The following is a 21,806-nucleotide window of genomic DNA, read 5'->3' on the forward strand; positions in this document are numbered from 1 at the left end:
TTATCTATTACCTATTTTAATGATATCTGCAAATAGTCCTGAAGCTGTAACATCGGCTCCAGCTCCAGCTCCTTTTACTATTAACGGCTGTTCAGGATAACGTTCCGTATAAAACATTACAATGTTGTCCTTACCTTCTAAATTGTAAAATGGATGACCTTCTTGGATTTCTTGAAGCCCAACTTTACCATTACCGTCTTTGAATTCAGCGACATATTTTAATTGACAATTATTTTCCTTAGCCGAAGCATAAATCGCTTGAAAATGCGATTCGTCTTCTTTCAAAGTATCATAAAAGTCATCAATAGAATCACTTTCTAAATTTGCTTTAGTTAAGAAAGATTCGTTTTTAATATTCTCGATTTCTATTTCGCCACCATTTTCTCGAGCGAGTATCAATATTTTTCTGGCGACATCAATACCACTTAGATCTATACGTGGGTCTGGTTCTGTATAACCTTCAAATTGAGCACGTTTTACCGTATCATGAAAGTTTGTTCGGTCACTAAAATTATTAAAAACAAAATTTAAACTTCCAGATAAAACAGCTTGTATACTGGTGACTTTATCTCCTGAAGCGACTAAATTATTTAATGTGTTTATGATTGGCAACCCAGCACCAACATTGGTTTCGTACAGAAAGGAAGCATTATATTTTGAAGCTAAATGATGTAGGTTTTTATAGGATTCGTAAGAACTAGAACATGCAATTTTGTTACAAGCAACTACAGAAATACTATGTCTAAGATACTGTGAGTACCAACCTGAAACTTCTTCATTTGCAGTAATATCTACAAAGATGCTATTGCGTAGGTTTAGGTCTATAACTTTATTAAAAAAGCGTTCTAGATTAGATTGCTCTGCAAAATCGAAAGCCGAAGGCCAGTCTTGCAAGTCAATACCTTGATCATTAAAAACCATCTTTCGAGAATTAGCAAGTCCAACTATGCGAACATCAATTTTTAATTTTTCTCTAAGAAAACTATGTTGTTGCTCAATTTGATCTATTAAACGTTCTCCTACATTTCCAACACCAACGATATAAACATTAAGTTGTTTTGCTTGGATTTCAAAAAAGCATTCGTGCAAAACGTTAAGCGCTTTTTTTACATCTGTCTCATTTATTACAGCAGAAATGTTTCGTTCTGATGCACCTTGCGCAATTGCTCTTACATTGATATTATTTTTGCCTAGTGTACTAAACATCCGACCACTGATGCCTTGATGATTTTTCATATTATCACCAATCAATGCAATGATAGACAGTTGATTTTCGACGACTATCGGTTCAATTTTTTTGAGAGTTATCTCATATTCAAAAGTTGCATCTATAGCGCGTTGAGCTTTGTCTGTATCTTTTTCGTCAATACCAAAACAAATGGCATGCTCCGATGAGGCTTGTGTTATAAAAATGACATTGATTTTTTCTTGCGCTAATGTTTCGAATAAGCGTTTCGAAAACCCAGGTACTCCAACCATTCCTGAGCCTTGCAGTGTCAATAAAGCTATATTACTAATATTAGTAATACCTTTTACTGGAGTTTTGATTGAACTATCAGTTTCGTTTGAAATTCTGGTGCCAGCATCCTCAGGTTGCATTGTGTTTTTTATGAGCACAGGAATATTTGCATCTAAAACCGGTTGTACTGTTGGCGGATATAATACTTTGGCTCCAAAGTGAGAAAGCTCCATAGCTTCTCTGTAAGACATATAATCAATAGGTTTTGCTTGTTTTACAATTTTTGGATTTGCAGTATACATACCACTGACATCAGTCCATATTTCTAAAATTTCAGTATTTAATGCTGCGGCAACTATTGCCGCTGTATAATCAGAACCACCACGTCCCAGAGTTGTTATGTCGCCAGTTTCTGATTTTGCTACAAAGCCAGGCAGAATAGTAATTGTTTGCTTTGACGTATTAAAATAGTTTTGAATATTAGTAGTAGTTACACTAAGTTTTACTTCAGCATTTTCATGATTAGCATCAGTAATTATTAGCTGTTGCGTGTTTTTCCTAACAACATCCATACCTCTTGATTTCATAGTTTTGGAAATGATGTATGAAGATGTTAACTCGCCAAAACTTACCAACTTATCTGATATTTTAGGCGTTAATTCATTAAGTAAAAATAAACCATCAAGTAAGTTTTCTAAATCTTTAAATTTTGTATCTATAGCTTCTAATACAGCATCGTGATTTGTTGGTATCAGTTCCTTTACGATGTCAGTATGTATGGTTTTTATTTCGTTAAAAGTTTCTTTGTAGGTTTCATCTTTTTTTATTGCTAAATCACCTACATCTAATAGTTTATCAGTAACGCCTCCAATAGCAGATACAACCGCAATTATTTTAGCATCTTTAGATGCTGAGTCTAATACAGAAATAATTTTGTTTATGTTTGAAGCTGAGCCAACTGAGGTGCCACCAAATTTTAAAACCTTCATACTGTAACTTTAAAATTCTAATACTATAAAAAATAAGATATAAGCATCTTGATATTTAACTTTCAATACTAATCAAATGTATTATTTTTACGAGAATAAAAAAACAATAACACTGGTTTACATTTTGTTTTATGAAATTGACGAAAAACAGATGAGTTGTTATGAACAGTATATAATATGAAGGTCTTTTCCAAAGCACAAATATATGAAGGTGATAGAGTCACTGAGGAACGTCAAAAATTACCAGCTTCTGAATTAATGGAGCGTGCTGGTTTACAAATTTTTAATTGGATGCATATGCGTATGCAAGGTGCGCAAGTACCGATTCATATTTTTTGTGGTATAGGTAATAATGGTGGTGATGGTTTAGTATTGGCACGACATCTAATTACTCATGGTTATAATGTCGAAACATATGTAGTAAATTGTGGTAATAGTCGATCTCAAGATTTTTTGACGAGCTATGACAAAGTTAAAGAGGTAACCAAAAAGTGGCCCCAATTATTAAAATGTGCTACAGATTTTCCTTCAATTCATAAAGACGATATTATTGTAGATGCTATTTTTGGAATAGGGCTTAACCGTTCAATTGAAGATTGGATTAAATTATTATTTAAGCATTTTAAAGCTTCAGAAGCATTTACACTCTCAGTTGATATACCTTCAGGATTATATACCGATAAAGCAGTTGATGACAAAGACGGTGTTGTTATGGCGAATTACACCCTAAGTTTCCAGTCTCCTAAATTGGTATTCTTTTTGCCTGAAACGTCTGATTATACAGTACAATGGGAAGTTATTGACATTGGTATTGATAGAGAGTATTTAATGACTACGGAAACTGAGATAGAATTAATTTCAAAAAATGAAGTTCTACCGATATACAAGCCTAGAGATAAGTTTGGTCATAAAGGTACTTATGGACATGGATTGATTATTGGTGGTAGTTACGGGAAAATTGGAGCTGTTAACTTGGCAACAAAGTCAGTTTTGGCAATTGGTGCTGGTGTTGCTACTGCTTATATCCCGAAATGCGGTTATACTGTTTTGCAAACGAGTTTACCAGAAGCTATGGTAATTACGTCAGATAATGAATCTCATATAGATTCAATTAAATTTGACATTACGCCAACAGCTATCGGAATAGGAGTAGGTTTGGGGACTAAAACAGAAACAGTCAAAGCTTTTGAAACTTTTTTGAAAGCCCAAAAAGCGCCTCTAGTTATTGATGCAGATGCTTTGAATATGATTTCTAAAAAGAAAACACTTTTAAAATCAGTTCCTGAAAATTCTATTTTAACACCTCACTTAAGAGAGCTAGAACGTTTGGTCGGAAAGTGGTCTGATGATTTTGATAAACTTAAAAGAGCAAAAGAATTTTCATTAAAGTATAAAGTTATTCTTGTTATAAAAGGCGCACATACAACTACAGTGTATGGTAACAAATTATATGTCAATACTTCAGGGAATCCAGGAATGGCAACAGCAGGTTCTGGTGATGTACTAACAGGAGTTATTACAGGTTTAATTTGTCAAGGTTATTCAGAAATAGAAGCAGCTTTATTCGGTGTATATCTTCATGGTAGAGCAGGAGATATAGCACTCGAAGAATTTGGGTATCAGAGTCTGATGGCTGGAAATATTATTGATTATCTGGCAGAAGCTTATATAGATTTATTTAAACAGCCAGAACAGCCTCAAGTGGAGGAAGATGTCCAAGCCAACGAAAACGCGTAACAAAATGTCAAAATATTACACTATATCGCCAGAAAAACTTACTCTAAAAGATATTAACGATATTATTTTTAATGAGAAGAAAATAAAGCTTTCTGATGAATCGGTTTTAAGAATAAAAAAATCAAAAGCGTATTTGAATGCTAAACTAACTGAAAGCGACAAACCGTTTTATGGTATCAATACTGGTTTTGGTTCTCTGTATAATGTAAAAATTTCAAAACGAGATTTAACCAAACTTCAAGAAAACCTCGTCATGTCTCATGCTTGTGGTACTGGAGATAAAGTTCCTGAGGTGATTGTAAAAATCATGCTTTTACTTAAGATTAAGTCTTTGAGTTTTGGGCATAGTGGTGTGCAATTAGTAACAGTTAAACGTTTAATTGATTTTTTTAATAATAATATTTTTCCATTTGTTTATACACAAGGTTCGCTAGGTGCTTCGGGTGATTTAGCGCCTTTAGCGCATTTATCATTACCAATTATCGGAAAAGGTAAAGTCACATACCAAAACCGACTTGTTAAAACATCAACTGTATTAAAAAAGTTTAATTGGAAACCTATAAAACTTGAAGCAAAAGAAGGATTAGCATTGTTAAATGGCACGCAATTTATGACTGCTTATGGTGTCTACTGTTTATTACTATCTCACAAAACATCTTACTTAGCCGATATTGTTGCTAGTATATCTTTAGACGCTTTTGATGGTAGAATTGACCCGTTTAATGATTTGGTTCATTTAATTAGACCTCATGCTGGACAGCTAAAAGTAGCGAGACGTTTTACGGAATTTTTAAAAGGAAGCGAGTTAATTAATCGTGAAAAAGAGCACGTGCAAGACCCGTATTCTTTTAGATGCATTCCGCAAGTGCATGGTGCAACTAAAGATACTATTGACTTTGTTGAAAAAACGATGATAATTGAAATCAATTCTGTAACTGATAATCCTAATATTTTTCCTGATGAAGACGAGATTATCTCTGCAGGAAACTTCCATGGCCAACCTTTGGCTTTAGCTTTTGATTATTTAAAAATTGCCATGGCAGAAATTGGTAACATCTCTGAACGTCGTATTTTTCAATTAGTATCAGGTCTTAGAGGTTTACCTGCATTTTTAGTAGATAACCCAGGTCTAAATTCTGGTTTTATGATTCCTCAATACACAGCAGCTAGTATTGTTAGTGCAAATAAACAGCTAGCAACACCTGCTAGTATTGACAGTATAGTATCTAGTAATGGACAAGAAGATCATGTAAGTATGGGTGCAAATGCAGCTACGCAAGCTTATAATCTTATTCGAAATGTAGAACGTATTATTGCTATAGAATTGTTTAATGCCAGTCAAGCTTTACAATTTAGAAGACCACTCAAATCTTCTAAATTTATTGAATTATTTTTAAAAACTTACAGGCAAGAGGTACCATTTATCAAGAAAGATGAAATTCTTCATGATGATATTGAGAAGAGTATAAAGTTTTTGAAGAAGTATAATATCACAGATTTTGAACTTTTCCTCAACGATTATGGAGTTAAAGTGAGCTTATTAGAGAATAATCTTGAATAATATATTCTTTTTCGAGATTTTATTTGAAATTTTTTAAGTTAAATTTTTTACAACTGATTTAGCCCATTCCTTTGCATCATTAATGTTGTCAAAAACTTCAATAGGCTTATCGAAATACAACTGTTCAATTTTCACATTACCGCTTGTTTTGAAGCCGTATGAAACGACTGCAAACCCTGCCAAATTTTCAATCTCATTTATTTTTTTATACACATTTGGATTTACAGAGTAAGAATTTATTCGATTACTTATGTAAACGAATTGTTTTCCGCCAAAATATGTTTTACTAATATCAAAAAGTACATCACTATGACCAACAGTAATGTCGGTGCCTTCTTTCATGACAACGATAAAATAGTTTTTGAAAATAGTGATGTCACAAAAATAAAGATGTAAAGAATCTGTCATAAAATTATAAAAATCTAAAGTACAAAAAAACTCCTTCGGTAAGAAGGAGTTTTAGGATTTAGAATGCTTAAAATTATGACTCCTTCGGTTTCTCAGAAGATTTTACTTTAATAGTTAATTCATTATTTTTCTCTTCAAAATCCATAGAAATAGTATCACCTTCTTGAATTTTAGAATTAATGATTTCTTCAGCCAAAGCATCCTCAATATATTTCTGAATAGCTCTTTTTAGAGGTCTAGCACCATACTGTGAATCAAAACCTTTGTCTGCAATATAGTCCTTAGCTTTCTTAGATAATTTCAATTCATAGCCTAAATCTTTGATACGTGCAATTAATTTGACTAATTCGATATCAATAATTTTATTAATATCTTCTTTTTCAAGTGTATTAAAAACAACTACATCGTCGATACGATTCAAAAATTCTGGAGCAAATGCTTTTTTCAAGGCGTTTTCAATAATGCCTTTTGCATGGTCTGCAGCTTGAGATTCCTTTGCAGAAGTTCCAAAACCAACGCCTGTACCAAAGTCTTTTAATTTACGTGCACCAATATTTGATGTCATTATTATAATCGTGTTTCTAAAATCAATTTTACGACCAAGACTATCTGTTAAATAACCATCATCTAAAACTTGTAATAACATATTAAAAACATCCGGATGAGCTTTTTCGATTTCATCTAAAAGAACTACTGCATATGGTTTACGTCGAACTTTTTCTGTCAATTGTCCACCTTCTTCATAACCAACGTATCCTGGAGGCGCACCTATTAGTCTAGAGATAGCGAATTTTTCCATATATTCACTCATGTCAATCCTGATAAGCGCATCATCATTGTCAAACAACTCGTTAGCTAATACTTTAGCCAACTGCGTTTTACCAACACCTGTTTGACCTAAAAAGATAAACGAACCAATTGGCTTATTTGGGTCTTTAAGTCCAGCTCTGTTTCGCTGTATAGCTTTTACTACTTTTGCAACAGCAGGGTCTTGACCTATAACACGACCTTTTATTAAGTTTGGTAGTTCTGCTAGTTTGTTGATTTCAGTCTGAGCAATTTTATTAACAGGGATACCAGTCATCATAGAAACGACATCAGCAACATTTTCTTCAGTTACCATTTCTCGATGTAGTTTAGTCTCGTCTTCCCATTTTTCTTGTGCTAAAGCTAAATCTTTTTCTATACGTTTTTCATCATCTCTGAGTTTAGCAGCTTCTTCGTATTTCTGTTTCTTAACGACACTATTTTTTGTTTCCCTTACTTCTTCAAGTTTTTGTTCTAACTCAATAATTTGTTTAGGAACGTCAATATTTGTTATATGAACTCTTGAGCCTGCTTCGTCTAAAGCATCTATGGCTTTGTCTGGTAAAAAGCGTTCGGTCATGTAACGATTGGTTAACTTTACACAAGCTTCTATAGCTTCATCGGTATAATTAACGTTATGATGTTCTTCGTATTTACCTTTAATATTGTTAAGGATTTCAATAGTTTGTTCAACACTTGTAGGCTCAACAACAACCTTTTGAAAACGACGTTCTAAAGCGCCATCTTTCTCTATATATTGTCTATATTCATCAAGTGTCGTTGCACCAATACATTGTATTTCACCTCGTGCTAAAGCTGGTTTAAACATATTAGAAGCATCTAAACTCCCTGTAGCTCCACCAGCACCAACAATAGTATGAATTTCATCAATAAAAAGGATGATATCATCATTCTTTTCAAGTTCATTCATAACAGCTTTCATACGTTCTTCAAATTGACCTCTATATTTTGTGCCAGCAACTAAGCTTGCTAAATCTAGAGTTACCACACGTTTATTGAATAAAGTTCTGGAAACTTTTCGTTTAACAATACGTAAAGCTAAACCTTCAGCAATAGCAGATTTACCAACTCCAGGTTCTCCGATTAAAAGCGGATTATTCTTTTTGCGTCTACTAAGGATCTGAGAAACACGTTGTATTTCTTCTTCTCGACCCACAACAGGGTCTAGTTTTCCTTCTTCGGCTAATACTGTTAAATCTCTACCAAAGTTGTCTAAAACTGGTGTTTTAGACTTTTTGTTTCCTTTTTGAGGTGTTCCGCCAAATGGATTTTGCTTAGCATTATCTTCAGATTCATTCATGTCATCATCAGAAAATGATTCTGCCTTTGGTGTTTCTAAGAAATCGTCATCGTTTGTTATCATAGATTTAAATTCTTCTTTTGTATTATCATAATCTACTTTAAGCTTATTTAAAAGCTTAGTTGTAGGGTCGTTTTCGTTTCGTAAAATGCACAATAATAAATGTGCAGTATTTATAGATGTGCTCTGAAATAATTTTGCTTCTAAAAAAGTAGTTTTTAGAGCACGCTCGGCTTGTCTTGTCAAATGCAAGTTTTTCTTTTCGTTAGAGGCTACAGCTATGTTAGGGTTAGCAGGGCTTAATATCTCAACTTTACGGCGTAGATGATTTAAATCTACATCCAAAGAATTCAAGATATCTATAGCTTTACCATTTCCGTCTCTTAAAAGTCCGAGCATAAGATGTTCTGTCCCAATAAAATCATGACCTAATCTCAAGGCTTCTTCTTTACTGTAAGCAATTACATCTTTTACTCTTGGTGAAAAATTATCGTCCATATTAAAAATTCGTTCTGCATTAAAAATACTAAATTCAATAATAATAAGACAAAAACTATACCTTATTAATACTTAATTAACGAATAGACTTAAAAAAGGGTGTAAATCAAAATTATGAGCCATATACTTATTAACGATTTTGGTTATAAAAATTGTTAATAAATAGGCGATGGAAAACCGAGAAAGTGTCTTAGAACGCTTTAAAATGCGTATATTAGCACGTTACATAATTTAAGACAATTTAATCAATATTAAAAAATATGGCAGAAGGCGAAAAATTAATCCCTATTAACATTGAAGATGAAATGAAATCGGCTTACATCGATTACTCGATGTCAGTCATTGTGTCACGTGCATTACCAGACGTGAGGGATGGATTAAAACCTGTGCATAGACGTGTTTTATACGGTATGCACGAACTTGGTGTTAGAGCAAACACTGCACACAAAAAATCAGCAAGAATAGTAGGTGAAGTTTTAGGTAAATATCACCCACACGGAGATACATCGGTTTACGATACTATGGTGCGTATGGCACAAGAGTGGAGTTTACGTTACATGTTAGTTGATGGTCAAGGAAACTTTGGTTCTATTGATGGTGATAGTCCTGCAGCAATGCGTTACACAGAAGCACGTATGCGAAAGATTTCTGAAGACATGTTGGCAGATATCGATAAAGATACGGTAGATCATAAGCTAAATTTTGATGATACACTTCAAGAGCCTACAGTTTTGCCAACCAGAATCCCTGGTCTTTTAGTAAACGGAGCATCAGGTATAGCAGTTGGTATGGCAACTAATATGCCACCACATAACTTAACAGAAGTTGTTGACGGAACGGTTGCTTACATAGAGAATAATGACATTGAAATTGATGAGTTAATGCAACACATCAAAGCTCCTGATTTTCCTACTGGTGGAACAATTTATGGCTATGATGGTGTCAAAGAAGCTTTTCATACAGGTCGAGGACGCGTTGTTTTAAGAGGTAAAGCAAATATTGAAGAAGTTAACGGTAGAGAATGTATTATCGTTAATGAGATACCATATCAGGTCAATAAAGCTGACATGATTAAAAAGACAGCGGATTTAGTTAACGATAAAAAAATTGATGGTATATCTACTATTAGAGATGAATCTGATAGAAATGGTATGCGTATCGTTTACGTTTTAAAGCGTGATGCGATTCCTAATATCGTTCTAAATAAATTATATAAGTACACAGCACTTCAATCTTCTTTTAGTGTAAATAATATTGCTTTAGTAAACGGAAGACCAGAAATGTTGAATCTAAAAGATTTGATTCATCATTTTGTTGAGCACAGACATGAAGTAGTTGTTCGTAGAACAAAATATGAGCTTCGAAAAGCTGAAGAAAGAGCACATATATTAGAAGGTTTAATTATCGCTTCAGATAATATTGATGAAGTTATTGCATTGATCCGTGCGTCTTCAAATGCAGAAGAAGCTAGAGCAAAATTAATAGAACGTTTTGAGCTTACTGAAATACAAGCAAAAGCCATTGTGGAGATGCGATTACGTCAGTTAACTGGTTTAGAACAAGACAAGTTAAGAGCTGAGTATGATGCATTAATGAAAACAATTGAAGACTTAAAAGATATTCTTGATAAGAAAGATCGTCGTATGTCTATCATTAAAGAAGAATTGCTTGAAGTGCAAAGTAAGTATGGTGATGAACGCCGTTCTAATATAGAATATGCTGGAGGAGATTTAAGTATCGAAGATATGATTCCAAACGAGAAAGTGGTTATCACTATTTCTCATGCGGGTTATATTAAGCGTACCTCTTTGACTGAATACAAAACTCAGAATAGAGGTGGTGTTGGTCAAAAGGCGTCAACTACTCGTAATGAAGATTTCTTGGAGCATTTATTTGTTGGTACTAATCACCAATACATGTTATTCTTTACACAAAAAGGAAAATGTTTCTGGATGCGCGTTTACGAAATTCCTGAAGGAAGTAAAACATCAAAAGGAAGAGCAATCCAAAATCTTATCAATATAGAACAGGATGATAAAGTAATGGCATTTATCTGTACTCAAGACTTAAAGGATGAAGAGTATATTAACAGTCATTATGTAATTATGGCCACCAAGAATGGTCAAGTAAAGAAAACTTCTTTAGAACAATATTCTCGTCCAAGAACTAATGGTATTAATGCCATAACTATTAAAGAAAATGATGAGTTGTTAGAAGCTAAATTAACTACAGGTGAAAGTCAAGTTATGTTAGCATTGCGTTCTGGTAAAGCTATACGATTTGAAGAGGCAAAAACACGTCCAATGGGTCGTAATGCTTCTGGTGTAAGAGGTATCAGATTACAACATGACAAGGACGAGGTTATTGGTATGATAGCCATTAACGATACAGAGTCAGAAATCTTGGTAGTTTCAGAAAACGGTTACGGAAAACGCTCTAGTATCGAGGACTACCGAATTACTAACCGTGGTGGAAAAGGCGTAAAAACTATTTCTATTACAGATAAAACAGGTAATTTAGTAGCGATTAAGAATGTAACAGATGAAGACGATTTAATGATAATAAATAAGTCTGGTATTGCGATTAGAATGGAAGTCTCTGATTTAAGAGTTATGGGTAGAGCAACTCAAGGTGTTAAGCTTATTAATCTAAAAGGCAACGATTCTATTGCTGCTGTTGCAAAGGTTATGAAAGACGAGGAAGAAGCTGATTTAGAAGATGAATCATCTGATACCCAGGTAACAAATGAAGATGGCACGGCTATTGATAATACTGAAACTGAAAACTAAGAATAACTAAAAAATATAATCAAAATGAAAAAACTAATAACTTTAATTTGCGCACTTGTAATTGGCACAATGTCGTTTGCTCAAAAGAACGAAATTAAGGCTATCGAAAAGGCGCTAAAGAGTAATAATTTTGCTGTAGCAAAAACAAACGTTTCAGCAGCAGAATCTTTATTAGCAAATATGGATGATAAAATGAAAGATAAATTTTATTTTCTTAAAGCTAAGTCATTATTTTCTAATGGTGCTATTGCTAACAACGATATAGATTCAGCTTTAGAAGCTGTTTCTAATTTAATGACTCTAAAAGAAAAAACAGGTAAGTCAAAGTACATAACTGAAGCATTATCTATTAAAAGTAGAATACTTGAATCTGTTGTTCAGTCTGCTTACGATGCTTCAAAAAAAGGAGCTAATGACGCTGCTGGAGATAAATTTTATCGTGCCTATACACTATCCCCAAAAGATACTTTGTATTTATATGCTGCTGCTTCCTCTTATTTAAATGCTCAGAAATATGATAAGTCTCTTGAGTATTATAAGAAACTTCAGAAATTAAATTATAAAGGTGTTTCTACTCAATATGTTGCTATAAACAAAGAAACTAGTCTTGAGGAGATTTTTAATAGTAAACAATTACGTGACGTAGCTGTTAAATCTAAAAAATATATTGCACCTAAAGATAAAAAATTACCTTCTAAACAAGGTGAGATTTTAAGGTACATGGCTTTAATATATTCTAGTCAAGACAAAGCTGATAAAGCTCTAGAACTTATAGCACAAGCAAAAAAGTATAACCCAGATGATATGCAATTAGTAATTGCTGAGGCTAAAGCATATTTGGTATCTGATCAGAAAGATAAAATTAAGCCTTTATTAGAAGGTGCTAGTAGCTTAATTGCAGGTGATGCTCTTAATCAAATGAATTTCGGAATTTTTGCTATGGAAATCTCTGAAAATGAAATGGCTATGAAATATTTTGAAGAAGCTGCTAAACTAAATCCTAAGATGGCTGAGCCACACTTAAACATGGGTGCATTGATTTTAGATGCTGATGAAGACATTGTAAAAGAGATGAATGGTTTAGGAAACTCTTCAGCTGACAATGCACGTTATGATGTATTAAAAGATAAGCGTTTAGATTTATATAAAAAAGCTATTCCTTTTGTTGAAAAGGCATTTAACTTAAAACCAGATTTACAAACTGCAAAATATTTAAGAGATATTTACAGTACTGCATTTATGACAGATAAGTATAAAGAAATGAAGCAAAAAATTGCTGACATGGAAGCTGCTGGTAATTAAAACATGCTTATTATATATAAAAAAGGCGGTCAATTATGACTGCCTTTTTTATATAATTTTTTTTATAACTCTGAGTTTATGAGTATGTGTGTTTGTTTCAACATTATAAATACCACTATGATCTAATCTATCAATACGAACTTTACCATGGGCATGTATAATGTAGTTATCCTCCATAATAATACCTACGTGAATAATATCGCCTTCTGCATTGTCAAAAAAAGCTAAATCTCCCGGCTCACTTTCTTCAATAAAACTTAAGGCTTCACCTTGTGTAGCCTGTTGTGAAGCATCACGTTTAAGATTATGTCCATTTATTCTGTAAACCATTTGAGTAAATCCTGAGCAGTCTATACCAAATGGCGTTTTTCCACCCCAAAGATAAGGTGCGTTTAAATATGAAAAAGCAGTTTTTATGAGTTCAGCTTTATCATTAATCAGTGATTGGGTATTCCCATCAAAAGAATGACCTAATATATCTAAACCATTAAGTGTAGATCCAAGCGGTATAGTAAAAATGCTATTATTTGTGTCAGAAATATATTCGAGTAAATCTGTTGAAAGTAAAGGTTGAGTATTAAATAATAATTTATATTCTGCTTCGGTAATTTCTTTATATTGTTTGTTATCTATCCATGCTTCATATTTATCATATGATATACGAATACGACTCCATTTTTTTCTTTTTTCTAATACTTTAAAGGACTCGCCATAGAGCACTTGTGAAACGAGTTCAGATTTATCACTCGGTTCAAAACGCATGGGCACAATACCAAGATTACAAATACCGTATTGCATAAAATCTATTTATGAACGCTCTAAAACAAGTGCAGATGCACCACCGCCACCATTACAGATAGCTGCAGCTCCGTATTTTGCATTATTTTGTTCTAACACATTAATCAGGGTAACTAATATTCTAGCGCCAGAACAACCTAGAGGATGTCCTAAAGAAACTGCTCCACCATTTACATTGACATTACTATCATTAAGTCCTAATATTTTCATGTTTGCAAGCCCAACTACAGAAAAAGCTTCATTAAATTCAAAATAATCAATCTCATTTAATGACAAATTTGCTTTTGCTATAGCTTTCGGTAAAGCTTTAGCAGGAGCAGTAGTAAACCATTTAGGTTCTTGTGCTGCATCTGCATAGCTTTTAATTGTGGCAAGAGGTTTTAAACCTAATTCTTCAGCTTTTTTTCTACTCATCAATACCATTGCTGCTGCTCCATCGTTGATAGTTGAAGCATTTGCAGCAGTTACTGTACCGTCTTTTGTAAATGCTGGTCGCAAAGCTGAAATTTTTTCCATCTTTACATTTGTATATTCTTGATCTCTATCAACTGTTATTGCGTCCCCACGTCTTTGTGGTACATCGACAGGTATAACTTCGTTATCAAATTTTCCAGAATCCCATGCAGCTTTTGATCGCTCGTAAGATTGGACAGCAAAAGCATCTTGGTCTTCTCTTGAGAATTTATATTCTGTAGCACAGGCATCTGCACAAACTCCCATCGCATTGTTGTCATAAGCATCAACAAGACCATCTTTTTGCATTCCATCTTCAAAAGTAGCTGGACCAAATTTAGTAGCAGTTCTTGCATGATAATAATGCGGAATCAAACTCATATTTTCCATACCGCCAGCAACAACAATGTCTGCATCTCCGAGTTGTATAGCCTGAGCAGCTTGCATTACAGCTTTCATTCCTGAGGCACAAACCTTATTAATTGTTGTACAAGGAACACTATCTGGAATACCTGCATGGATTGCAGCTTGGCGAGCTGGAGCTTGTCCTGTACCAGCCTGAACTACATTACCCATAAGAACTTCTTCTACAAGTTCTGGTTTAAGGTTAATTTTTTCCAAAGCAGCTAAAATTGCTGTCGCACCTAATTTTGGAGCAGGAATCGTAGATAATGAGCCTAAGAAACTACCGATAGGTGTTCTTACTGCGGATACTATTACAACATCTTTATTCATATGACATTTATTTAATTTTTGCTGATGCGAATTTAATGATTTTTAAGAGATTTGAGAATGAAAAATCTCTTAAACAAACCTCAAAATACATATATTTATTACATTTGATTGTATATGAATGAACTTATAAATAAATGGTACCGGAATCATGCGCTAATCTATAAGCTACTTCTGCTGTTAAGTACTACATTTTTTATTGTATATCTATTTCCTAAAACAGGAAAGTTTAGATATTCCTTCGAAAAAGCAAAACCCTGGCAATCCGAGAATTTGTATGCGCCTTTCGATTTTGCCATAAAAAAGTCCCAGACTCAACTAAAGAATGAGAATCAAAATATTATAAGTAAAAGTGAGATTTATTTTGATATAGATACCAGTATAAAAAACACAGTATTAGATAATTATATCCCCAAGTTTAATACAGTCTTTTTAGACACAATTTCTGGTTTTAATAATAGAGTATTACTTTATAATACAGGTCAAAAAGCCTTAAATCAATTATATGAAAGTGGAGTTTTAAATTCTATATATAATTATAATAATGATAGAGAAGTTGTTCTCATTCAAAATAATATTGAAGCTAAAAGAATTCAGTTTGAAGCCTTAACAGAACAAAACGAAATCAGAAATTACCTTGAATTGCAGTTAGAACAAAATAATCTTCAAAAATATAAAGAAGATTTTATTTCGCTGTTTTTCGATTTGGTTAAGCCTAATGTAAGTTTCAATAAGTCTTTAACAGATAAAGTACTTGAGGAAAAATTATCTAATATTTCCCCAACTCGTGGTGTAGTTTCTGAAGGTACTTTGATAATATCTAAAGGGCAAGTTGTAGAGGAAGAGCAATATAATGTACTAGATTCTTTAAAGGCCGAATATGAATCTCAAGTATGGAGTTCAAACAATTACAATTGGGTTATAGTAGCATATACCTTGCTAGTTGCATTAGCGTTATTGATGTTGTTACTTTTTTTAAGAAAATATAGAGCAGATGTATTTGAAAATAATACTAAGGTTACTTTTATTTTCTTCAATATTGTTGTTATGATACTACTCACAACACTTGTGATTAATTATAATTCGGAATATTTATATGTAGTACCATTATGTATTTTACCATTGGTGCTAAAAGCATTTTTTGATGCACGTTTAGGTTTGTTTGCTCATGTTTTAACTGTATTGTTGTTAGGTTTTGTTGTACCTAATAGTTACGAATATATGTTTCTACAGATTATAGCTGGTATTGTTACAATATTGACCGTCTCTGAACTTTATAAAAGAGCAAATCTATTTATTTCTGTTGGACAAATAACATTGATTTACATTATTGCTTATTTTGCTTTTTTTGTAATTCATGAAGGACAGATTTTTAATGTAGAATGGAAGACTTTTGGATACTTTGTTTTAGGTGGTTTAGCTACATTATTTGTCCAGCCATTAATATATATATATGAAAAGCTATTTGGATTAGTATCTGACGTATCATTACTAGAATTATCTGATACTAATACCAAATTATTAAAAGAGTTATCTAATAAAGCTCCTGGTACTTTTCATCATTCGTTAAATGTTGCAAATCTTGCTGAAGCTTCTGCAAATGAAATAGGCGCTAATGCCATGCTTGTTAGAGTTGGTGCTTTATATCATGACATCGGAAAAATGAAGAACCCAACTTTTTTCACTGAAAACCAATCAACAGGAATTAATCCTCATGATGAATTGTCGCCCAAAGAGAGTGCCAATGTTATTGTAAATCATGTATTAGATGGTATTGAAATTGCCAAAAAGAATAATTTACCAGACAGAGTCATTGATTTTATTAGAACACATCACGGGACAAGTACCATATATTATTTTTACATGAAAGAAAAAGCCAATAATGAAGATGTTGATGAGAAACACTTTTCTTATTTAGGCCCAAAACCTTTTAGTAAAGAAACAGCAATCTTAATGATGTGCGATAGTGTCGAAGCTGCTTCAAAAAGTTTAAAATCTCCAACAAGTACAAAAATCAATGCTTTTGTCGAAAGTATAATAAGTAAGCAAGTTGAAAATGGTCAATTTTTAAATGCTGATATTACGTTTAGAGATATTGAGGCTATAAAAAAAGTTTTGAAACTTAAATTGGCTAATATTTATCATCTTCGAATCGAATATCCTGAATAACAAAGAGCCAGTTTAATAACTGGCTCTTTTATTATATCTTTTTTTTGGTTAATCTAACAATTCAGAAATTTTATTTTCTAGAGCTTGACCTCTAAGATTTTTTGCAATTATTTTTCCATCGCTGTCTAATATAAACATTCTTGGAATGGAGTTTACACTGTAGGTTCTAGCAATCTCATCAAAATACCTAAGGTTAGAGACCTGATGCCAAGTCAAATTATCTGTTTCTATAGCTTTTTCCCATGCTTCTTTTGGATTTTGCTGCCCGCGTCTTCCATCTAAGCCTACTCCGATAATTTCTAAACCTTTTTCGTGATATTTATTGTAAACCTTTACAATATTAGGATTTTCTCTACGGCAAGGACCACACCATGCTGCCCAAAAGTCGATAATAGTAACTTTCCCTTTTGAAACTACATCCTTAAGAGAAATTACTTCTCCATTTGGATTTGGTGCAGAAAAACCGGGAGCTATCTCGCCAATTGCGGTAGCCTTTTCAGCTTCAAAAACTAGTCTCATTTTATCCAAAGTGTTTTTCATTCTAACACCTTCTTCTGAAGATTTTATATTATCACTTGTGGCTTCATATATTTTTACAACGCGATTAAAATCTACATCTCTAGAGTTTATAAGCGTATTTAATATAGGCATCATGCCATAACTACTATTATTTTCTTCAACGTATTCATATTGAAAATTATTAATCTTATCAGTCAAATCAACCAATACCTGACGGTCTCGTTTAATACTAGCGGTATCATTTAAAAATTCTGCCTCTTTATAATTGTCTTTAGCCTTCATGTATTCTGCATCAAAAGCATCCATTTTGTCTTGGTAAGCTTTTAGTACATCGTGACTATCAGAACCAACGTAAATAGTATTATCTAAAACTTTACTATCAATGTTGATACTAGATTTTCCATTCTCCAAGATTATTGGAAACCTTCCGGGAGTACCATTTATACTTATGTAATATAATTGCGGATATTCTACACTTCCTTCAAAAGAAAATGTCTCATTCATTACTATTGCTGTATCTTTAGGTATTGGAGCTCCACGCTCATTAACTTTGTTTAAGTAAACACGAATTCCGTTATAAACGCCTTCGGCCTTGCCATCAATAACATAACTAGTTTTAGGCTCATTTTCGCAGTTGAATAAGAATAAACTAAAAAAAGCAATACATATAAATTTTTTCATAATTTGGTTTTTTAATCTTGCACAAATATAAAAAGTTAGCGCAAAGCTTGTATATATAGAAATGTAAATTATATCTTAAAAATGTGTAAAAGCATTACTTTTGCTTTAAAGATTTTTTGATTATGATTAGTAACGATACTATTGTGGCTTTAGCTACTGCTTCAGGAAGTGGTGCAATTGCTGTAATTAGGCTTTCAGGTAAGAATGCAATTGCTATAGCTGACTCAAATTTTAAGCCTGTTATAGCATCAAAATCCCTTGTAAATCAAAAGTCGCATACCATTCATCTTGGGCATATTGTCGATAACACAAGAGTAATTGACGAAGTTTTAGTTTCAGTTTTTAAAAACCCTAATTCTTATACTGGAGAAAACGTTATTGAAATTTCTTGTCACGGTTCCCAATACATTCAACAAGAAATCATTCAATTATTTCTTAGAAATGGCTGTCGTATGGCAGATGCAGGAGAGTTTACACTTCGTGCTTTTTTAAATGGTAAATTAGATTTAAGTCAAGCTGAAGCGGTAGCAGACTTGATAGCAAGTGATAATGAAGCATCTCACCAAATTGCTATGCAGCAAATGCGTGGTGGTTTTTCTAGTGAAATTGCAAAACTCCGAGAAGAGCTTATGAATTTTGCTAGTTTAATTGAATTAGAGTTAGACTTTGCAGAAGAGGATGTAGAGTTTGCTGACCGCAGTCAATTCAAAGACTTGGTAAATCGTATATCGTTTGTTTTAAAACGTCTTATAGATTCTTTTGCTGTAGGTAATGTCATTAAAAACGGAATACCTGTAGCTATTGTTGGTGAGCCTAATGTTGGTAAATCCACACTTCTAAATGCCCTTTTAAATGAAGAACGAGCTATTGTTTCTGATATTGCAGGTACAACTAGAGATACTATTGAAGATGAAATTTCTATTGGAGGTATAGGTTTTAGATTTATAGATACTGCGGGTATCAGAGACACTAAAGATGTTGTAGAAAGTATTGGAATCAAAAAAACTTTCGAGAAGATGGAACAAGCTCAAGTTGTTGTACTTCTATTTTCTGCTGAAGAGTTTATGACAGATAGCAAACGACTTAAGTTAGAGATTGAGAAAATTAGAAATCGCTTCCCTCAAAAACCTTTAGTAATCATTTCTAACAAAATTGATACACTTCAAGAAGTTAACTTAAATAATATAAAATCTGAATTCCAAGACCTTCATTTACTATCTGCAAAAACTGGTGATGGTGTTGAGGAACTTAAACAAAAGTTGGTTGGATTTGTAAATACAGGTGCTTTGAGAAATAATGAAACCATTGTGACAAATACGCGTCATTATGATTCATTATTAAAAGCTTTGGAAGAAATTAGTAAAGTAAAATCGGGATTGGAAATGGGACTTTCCGGAGATTTGATGTCTATAGATATCCGTCAGGCTTTATTTCATTTTGGTGAGATTACTGGAGAGATTACCACAGATGATTTATTGGGTAATATTTTTGCTAATTTCTGTATTGGGAAGTAAAGTAAATAATTTTCAAAACACTTAAAATCATTAATTTATATTCAAAATTAACTAAATAAATATATTAATAAGCCTTTTTATAATTATTCGTTTTTAGATAAACAACTTTCATATATTTCAACAATGACTTAAATCATATTTTGTTAAATACTTTAGTTTTACATTTAAGTATTAAATCAAAAAATAGTAACTATGATATATTCTTTAAGTATGCTTCTATATAATTGGAGTAATGGTGTAGTAATGATTGGTGTTTTTGCACTTGTTTGCATAATATTAATTGGTGTGTTGGTTAAGTTTATGACTAGTGAGAAAAAGGGGGAAAAAAACTGACGAGTCATATCTACTGAACCTATGAAAAGAGTACAAAATATTTTGTACTCTTTTTGTGTAACATTTATTAAGTATTGACGTCAAATTATTAAACTTGACAATCATGGAATCAAATTATTACGAAATCTCAATGCGAAAAGACAACCAACTATTGGTTGTGACACATTTATGTCAACTATTAACTTGTTTAACTGGTTTTGGTGGCTTGATTGTACCCTTAGTATTATGGGCGACTCAGAAAGATAGAGTAGAAGGCATGCATACACACGGCAAAGCGATAATTAATTTTCAGCTTAGTGTTATCGTGTATTCTATAATTAGTATTCCTTTAATTATCTTTTTTGGATTGGGAATTTTGACTTTAATTCTAGTTGGTATTCTTGCTTTTGTTTTACCAATTATAAATGCTATAAAAGCTAGTAATGGCGAATTACCTAGCTACCCATTGTCTCTTAATTTTATTAGTTAGTTATTTGTTAAAGGGATAAACAAAAAAGGCTCGCTTTTGCGAGCCTTTTTTAGTTTTATTGTTTTCTTAAAGCTTAGCTATTAAGCATTACAGGCATTACAAGCATTGTTACATGTTCTCCTTCATCCAAACCGTCAGTTGGTGTCAAAATACCAGCACGATTTGGTAAGCTCATCTCTAGTTGTACATTATCTGCACTAAGGTTATTAATCATTTCTGTTAAAAAACGTGAGTTAAAACCAATTTGCATATCATCACCTTGGTAATCACAGCTTAAGCGCTCTTCGGCTTTGTTACTGTAATCGATATCTTCAGCAGAAATATTTAATTCTGCTCCGGCAATCTTTAATCTTATTTGGTGCGTAGTTTTATTGGAGAATATACTAACTCGACGTACAGAGTTTAAAAACTGTGTTCGGTCAATAACTAATTTATTGGGATTCTCTTTAGGAATTACCGCTTCATAGTTAGGATACTTACCATCAATAAGGCGACAAACTAATTCAGAATTATTAAAAGTGAATTTAGCGTTAGAGTCATTATATTCTATAGTAACAGCTTCTTCACTTCCTGCTAAAATACCTTTTAAAAGATTTAAAGGTTTTTTAGGCATAATAAATTCTGCTACTGCATCTGCAGAAACATCTTCACGAGTGTACTTAACTAATTTGTGAGCATCAGTAGCTACAAAGGTTAGATTATCTTGTGAAAACTGAAAAAATACACCACTCATTACAGGTCTTAAATCGTCATTACCAGCAGCAAAAATAGTCTTGCTAATTGCTGTTGCTAGAATATCTCCTTCTAAACTCGTGGTACTTGGATTGTCTAATGCTACTGCTTTTGGAAATTCTGCACCATCAGCATAAGCCAAGGCATACTTACCATGATTAGAGCTAATCTCTACGGTGTTATTTTCTTCAACGACAAAAGTTAATGGCTGCTCAGGAAATGTCTTAAGCGTATCTAATAATAATCTTGCTGGTAAAGCAATGCTTCCTTCTGATTCACTTTCTACTTCGACTTTCGATGACATTGTTGTCTCTAAATCACTTGCTGAAACCGTGAGGCTAGATTGATTTAATTCAAACAAAAAGTTATCTAAAATTGGTAAGGTATTACTGCTGTTTATAACTCCACCTAAAACTTGAAGTTGCTTTAATAAATATGTACTTGATACTATAAATTTCATCTGATGTATTTCGTATAATTAAGTCTTACAAATATATCTTAATCGCTTGTTTTTATGAAACAAACTTATTAACAA

14 protein-coding genes are annotated in these 21,806 nt (G+C 32.8%); 7 read left to right on the forward strand and 7 right to left on the reverse strand.

The window, feature by feature from the left end:
• Complete coding sequence (gene thrA, locus BTO05_RS01785; protein ID WP_087491012.1) at positions 1-2,448, reverse strand: bifunctional aspartate kinase/homoserine dehydrogenase I; 2,448 nt, start codon at positions 2,446-2,448, stop codon at positions 1-3.
• A gap of 177 nt (positions 2,449-2,625) precedes the next feature.
• Here thrA and BTO05_RS01790 point away from each other — a divergent pair, with 177 nt between their 5' ends.
• Positions 2,626-4,185 carry an NAD(P)H-hydrate dehydratase gene (locus BTO05_RS01790; protein ID WP_087491013.1) on the forward strand — a complete coding sequence of 520 codons (1,560 nt, stop codon included), beginning with the start codon at positions 2,626-2,628 and terminating at the stop codon, positions 4,183-4,185.
• A gap of 4 nt (positions 4,186-4,189) precedes the next feature.
• A complete protein-coding gene (gene hutH / locus BTO05_RS01795; RefSeq protein ID WP_087493253.1) occupies positions 4,190-5,746 on the forward strand; it encodes a histidine ammonia-lyase in 1,557 nt (518 codons plus the stop codon).
• A gap of 33 nt (positions 5,747-5,779) precedes the next feature.
• On the opposite strand, the gene BTO05_RS01800 is transcribed toward hutH, so the two are convergent.
• Together BTO05_RS01800 and BTO05_RS01805 are read right to left on the reverse strand one after the other, a co-directional pair.
• The gene (locus tag BTO05_RS01800) at positions 5,780-6,088 is read right to left on the reverse strand and encodes a hypothetical protein (RefSeq protein ID WP_157662510.1); all 309 of its coding nucleotides are present in this window, start codon (positions 6,086-6,088) and stop codon (positions 5,780-5,782) included.
• Between the two features lie 139 nt (positions 6,089-6,227).
• Positions 6,228-8,780 carry an ATP-dependent Clp protease ATP-binding subunit gene (locus tag BTO05_RS01805; protein WP_087491015.1) on the reverse strand — a complete coding sequence of 851 codons (2,553 nt, stop codon included), beginning with the start codon at positions 8,778-8,780 and terminating at the stop codon, positions 6,228-6,230.
• A gap of 260 nt (positions 8,781-9,040) precedes the next feature.
• On the opposite strand from BTO05_RS01805, the gene gyrA reads away from it, so the two are divergent.
• On the forward strand, positions 9,041-11,569 hold the full coding sequence (gene gyrA / locus BTO05_RS01810; protein WP_087491016.1) for a DNA gyrase subunit A: 2,529 nt from the start codon (positions 9,041-9,043) through the stop codon (positions 11,567-11,569).
• Between the two features lie 24 nt (positions 11,570-11,593).
• The gene (locus BTO05_RS01815) at positions 11,594-12,871 is read left to right on the forward strand and encodes a tetratricopeptide repeat protein (RefSeq protein ID WP_157662511.1); all 1,278 of its coding nucleotides are present in this window, start codon (positions 11,594-11,596) and stop codon (positions 12,869-12,871) included.
• Between the two features lie 48 nt (positions 12,872-12,919).
• Here BTO05_RS01815 and BTO05_RS01820 read toward each other — a convergent pair whose 3' ends face one another.
• Both BTO05_RS01820 and BTO05_RS01825 read right to left on the reverse strand, forming a co-directional pair.
• Entirely contained in the window at positions 12,920-13,669 is a 750-nt protein-coding gene (locus BTO05_RS01820; RefSeq protein WP_087491018.1) for a C40 family peptidase, read from the reverse strand.
• A gap of 9 nt (positions 13,670-13,678) precedes the next feature.
• Positions 13,679-14,857, reverse strand: a complete 1,179-nt coding sequence (locus BTO05_RS01825; protein ID WP_087491019.1) for an acetyl-CoA C-acyltransferase — start codon at positions 14,855-14,857, stop codon at positions 13,679-13,681.
• Positions 14,858-14,971: 114 nt separating this feature from the next.
• Here BTO05_RS01825 and BTO05_RS01830 point away from each other — a divergent pair, with 114 nt between their 5' ends.
• On the forward strand, positions 14,972-17,023 hold the full coding sequence (locus BTO05_RS01830; RefSeq protein ID WP_087491020.1) for an HD family phosphohydrolase: 2,052 nt from the start codon (positions 14,972-14,974) through the stop codon (positions 17,021-17,023).
• Positions 17,024-17,071: 48 nt separating this feature from the next.
• On the opposite strand, the gene BTO05_RS01835 is transcribed toward BTO05_RS01830, so the two are convergent.
• A complete protein-coding gene (locus BTO05_RS01835) occupies positions 17,072-18,223 on the reverse strand; it encodes a TlpA disulfide reductase family protein (protein ID WP_087491021.1) in 1,152 nt (383 codons plus the stop codon).
• 122 nt (positions 18,224-18,345) lie between these two features.
• Here BTO05_RS01835 and mnmE point away from each other — a divergent pair, with 122 nt between their 5' ends.
• On the forward strand, positions 18,346-19,737 hold the full coding sequence (mnmE, locus tag BTO05_RS01840; protein WP_087491022.1) for a tRNA uridine-5-carboxymethylaminomethyl(34) synthesis GTPase MnmE: 1,392 nt from the start codon (positions 18,346-18,348) through the stop codon (positions 19,735-19,737).
• 436 nt (positions 19,738-20,173) lie between these two features.
• Positions 20,174-20,539: a DUF4870 domain-containing protein gene (locus BTO05_RS01845; protein ID WP_232459761.1), complete on the forward strand. Its 366-nt coding sequence runs from the start codon at positions 20,174-20,176 to the stop codon at positions 20,537-20,539.
• Between the two features lie 73 nt (positions 20,540-20,612).
• On the opposite strand, the gene dnaN is transcribed toward BTO05_RS01845, so the two are convergent.
• A complete protein-coding gene (dnaN, locus tag BTO05_RS01850; protein WP_087491023.1) occupies positions 20,613-21,731 on the reverse strand; it encodes a DNA polymerase III subunit beta in 1,119 nt (372 codons plus the stop codon).
• Between the last annotated feature and the right edge of the window lie 75 nt (positions 21,732-21,806).

This window comes from Winogradskyella sp. PC-19 (assembly GCF_002163855.1).
In the GTDB taxonomy this organism is placed as follows: domain Bacteria; phylum Bacteroidota; class Bacteroidia; order Flavobacteriales; family Flavobacteriaceae; genus Winogradskyella.